This window comes from Bacillus sp. 05T22, assembly GCF_056396765.1.
On record NZ_JBFTMC010000201.1, the window covers coordinates 1 to 3,503 of the forward strand.

The 3,503-nt window shown below is 31.5% G+C and carries 2 protein-coding genes and 3 pseudogenes; 3 read left to right on the top strand and 2 right to left on the bottom strand.

Annotated elements, in window-relative coordinates:
- Nucleotides 1-183 (top strand): annotated as a pseudogene (locus AC1DIT_RS27540) (PLP-dependent aminotransferase family protein); the annotation flags it as partial.
- A 70-nt stretch (nucleotides 184-253) separates the two neighbouring features.
- On the opposite strand, the pseudogene AC1DIT_RS27545 reads toward AC1DIT_RS27540, so the two are convergent.
- Both AC1DIT_RS27545 and AC1DIT_RS27550 read right to left on the bottom strand, forming a co-directional pair.
- Nucleotides 254-636: pseudogene (locus AC1DIT_RS27545) on the bottom strand (IS6 family transposase); the annotation flags it as partial.
- Between the two features lie 77 nt (nucleotides 637-713).
- Complete coding sequence (locus AC1DIT_RS27550; RefSeq protein WP_016132884.1) at nucleotides 714-1,271, bottom strand: hypothetical protein; 558 nt, start codon at nucleotides 1,269-1,271, stop codon at nucleotides 714-716.
- Between the two features lie 1,638 nt (nucleotides 1,272-2,909).
- Between AC1DIT_RS27550 and AC1DIT_RS27555 the strand changes: the two genes are divergently transcribed.
- Nucleotides 2,910-3,155, top strand: coding sequence for a TIGR04197 family type VII secretion effector (locus AC1DIT_RS27555; protein ID WP_255256262.1), 246 nt, complete (start codon nucleotides 2,910-2,912; stop codon nucleotides 3,153-3,155).
- Nucleotide 3,156: 1 nt separating this feature from the next.
- A pseudogene (locus tag AC1DIT_RS27560) lies at nucleotides 3,157-3,503 on the top strand (DUF4176 domain-containing protein); the annotation flags it as partial.

Here is a 3,503-nt window from a genome sequence, read left to right on the forward strand (position 1 = left end):
TTTCATGAACCTATTGTAAATAAGGCGCTATTTCTAAAGTTACTTAAACAAAATGTTCTGATCAATCCAGGTTATATATATGAACCAAGCGATTTACGTCATATTCGTCTTTCTTATTCTTATGCATCATTGGAAGAATTAAAAAAAGGATTAAATATTTTACTAGAACTAAGCCGGCATTAATTCTTATCTTAAATGGATTGAATACTCTATTTGTGTATTTCACTAAAATATATATTTTTGTATAAAATCCATGAAAAGACTGCAAAGATTTCTTGAAGAATCGCTTTGCAGCCTTGTGGTTTCTTGCTTTGCTTAGGTAAAAATCGATGGTACTTCCTTTCGAATCGACAGCACGATACAGGTACATCCATTACTTTTTACCTTGATATATGTTTCATCGACTCTCCAAGAGCCATTGGTTTGCTTGAGATGACGACGGATTCTTTTGTCTAATTCAGGACCATACTGATGAACCCAACGCATAATCGTTGTATGAGCAACGATTATGCCCCGTTCCGCCATCATTTCCACCAAATCACGAAAGCTCAAGTTATACCGTAGGTACCATCTTACTGTTTGCAAAATAGTATCATGATGATAATGCTTCCACTTCAATAAACTTCGCTTTTCCATACAAATCATTCCTTTGGATAACAAAAAAATCCAATATAATATTGGATTTTTTTGTTAAATATATAATATTAATCTGACTAGTAATATACTCCTTCAAACAATTCTTTTATATGTGTGCAATCTATCTTTTCATAGTTCATACTTGGATCATTTTCCTTCGCTAATTCCCTTAAACATTGATGATAAGCAAGGTTAGGGTCTTTTGTATCGGATATCTTATAGCTTTTTTTAATGCCATCCACATAAAATTTAAAATCTTTAGAACTAGATGCCTTCAATTCAGTATTAATAACCTTTGCAGTTTTTATTCCTATTTTAGGATAAGTAGAAAGAGCTTTTCCCTGGATTTCTTTTAATTCCTCTTCTGTTGGAACCATGTTTGACATGCTTAAAATTGGAACAGTAATAGTTTCTTCATCATTAATATTAAGAGTTACTAAAAAGGTGTTTTCCTCTTTGTCAGAGACTAATACCGCCTGTTCTTTATTATAATGTGTACTTGGTTTAACAGAAATGACTTCTACATTACTTGATAATCCCAAAGTATTTACAACCCTTCGGATTGCTTGATCGCCAGCCCCATTTTCGTGCCAAAATGATTCTTGCTGGGTGACTTCAGAATCATCGATTCGCAATTCAACATCCCACAAATAATCGTATTTCTCATTAGCAACATATTCTGGATTGGCTACTATATATATATTTCGAAACTATATTAGGATTATCTAGATGAAGGTATTCAAGTGCTTTTCGTCTAGCATCTCGCTCATTTTCAGCAAATGTTCTGCACTGGTGTTGAAATCGGAATGAATCCATTGCTCCAAATGTAGCTCTATCTTCATCTTCAGTATTGCGAAATGTAATATCTACCTTATACTTTTTGAGCATGTATTGTCCCCCTTTAATAAAACACGGATAATAACCCGTTTGCTAGCTAGTATACAGCATTAATCTCCAAGTAAATATTAGTTACGATCTTTAATACACACATTTATATTGAGAAATAAACATTTATATTCCCGTAACTTATGTTTGTCATCAAAAATGTATTTTTTAATTTCAACAAACCATCCCAATAAGGTATACTTTTATAGACATACCAAGGACTCACTACATATTTGAATACATAGTAATGAAAAGCGAACCAAAAGGTGTACCTTTTGATACTGCACAAATAAATTAGTAATAAATTTCTCAATATGGATATTGTCACTATTTTTAACTGTAATATTCAAAATTTGCAGTTATTGTAATATGATAAAAAAGTGATGGTTATCACCCCATTTGTTTCTCTTTATGGCATAGATAAGAACGAGTTTCTGGTCTTATCTTTTTTATTTATGGGGTCTTGCTACACATCCATTAACTTAACAAAATTGTTGTTAGGGGGTATTTGTTGTCATTGGCTTGATGGCGGTGTGGTGTTATCTCAATACATACCTTAATGAGAAAATGTGATATTTCTTTGATCTTACTCATATATGTAATATTATATATAAGAATATATTGATAAAAATGTAAGCGCTTACTATAATAAAATCATAAAGATAAATCACATCTTAGCAACAACAAAAGAGGAGGAAATAATATGGAAATCGCGATGACAGTTTTAAAATTTATAGGTGGAGCAATCCCATTAGTCCAAGAACTCCTAAAAACATTTATGTAAATTCATTATTTAGCAATTATTTATAAAATTATCATACAAATGATCTGTATATCAAAAATAAATTGATGTGCAGATCATTTATGTGAGCAAAGTCCCTTTAACATTATTAAGGGACTTTTTTAAATTTCTACATATGTTGCTTTGGAATAAAGTTTGATAAAAATGAAGTCACAAACCTTTATTTAACAGCAACAACAAAAACTCCATTTTGAAAAAAAGATTGATCAAAATGGAGTTACTCTTTTTAACTAAGTATGAGATTTTTATAAAAAAGTTTAATCAAAACTCACTTAGAATCTTTTACTTGAAGGAATAAAGCATCGCATCTTTTTTATGAACATCGTTAATTTAGAATGAATTTTGACCATATCTGTAATTACTTGTAAAATGTTATACATAGAAAGGTATTTTAGGATAAATATAGAAGTGGTATGTTTTTTAGTTTTAAAGGGGCTAAAGCGCATCTATTTTATGTTTTGAGAGGGAGAATTGGAAAATCATATGAAGAATTTTAAAAAAAGGTAACTACTCAGTCACTCTATGAAAAAAAAAGAAAAAGCATCTTTTTTAAATGGGCGAGAGGGACTAGCTATGTATTGGAGCGATCACAAAAGCAGAGAGCGAAGTTCATGAGATAAAGAAAGTTCCCTCACCGAAAATTACCAAGAATAATTTATCTCGGTTTACGAATTTTCAAAATTTAGTAGAGAAAGTCGGAACAACTTTAGAAAAATTTAAAGAAGTATCTTCTGCTGACACAGGCAAAATGAAAGACGTCGCAAACAAAATTGCCGATGAAGATGCCCAAATGGCGAATGTGATCAAACAAAACACAGAGAGGTTCGAATAATATGGTCGAATATAACAAACGAGAACTTTTAGAAGTTGTTTTACAAAATGACAAAACATTAGATGTAGAGATTACTGACGAACTATTACAAATGGGTAACTTGCTGGGGAATCAGCCTTCTCTTTTCCGTGGGGTTTACAAGGCGTTTCGAAATCAAGAAGATGTCTTTGAAAACAAACCAAAAATCGGTGCAAAATTCTCAGTGACATTTGACTATCCGAATGAGACAATTCGTTTTGAACGATTAGAAACGCAATTAGACATTCCATTTTCTCAATTTTTACGTTTAATGGGTTTGATTGATGCGTGTTATAGCGAAATTTTGCCGCTGGGTACCGTTGTAGAATT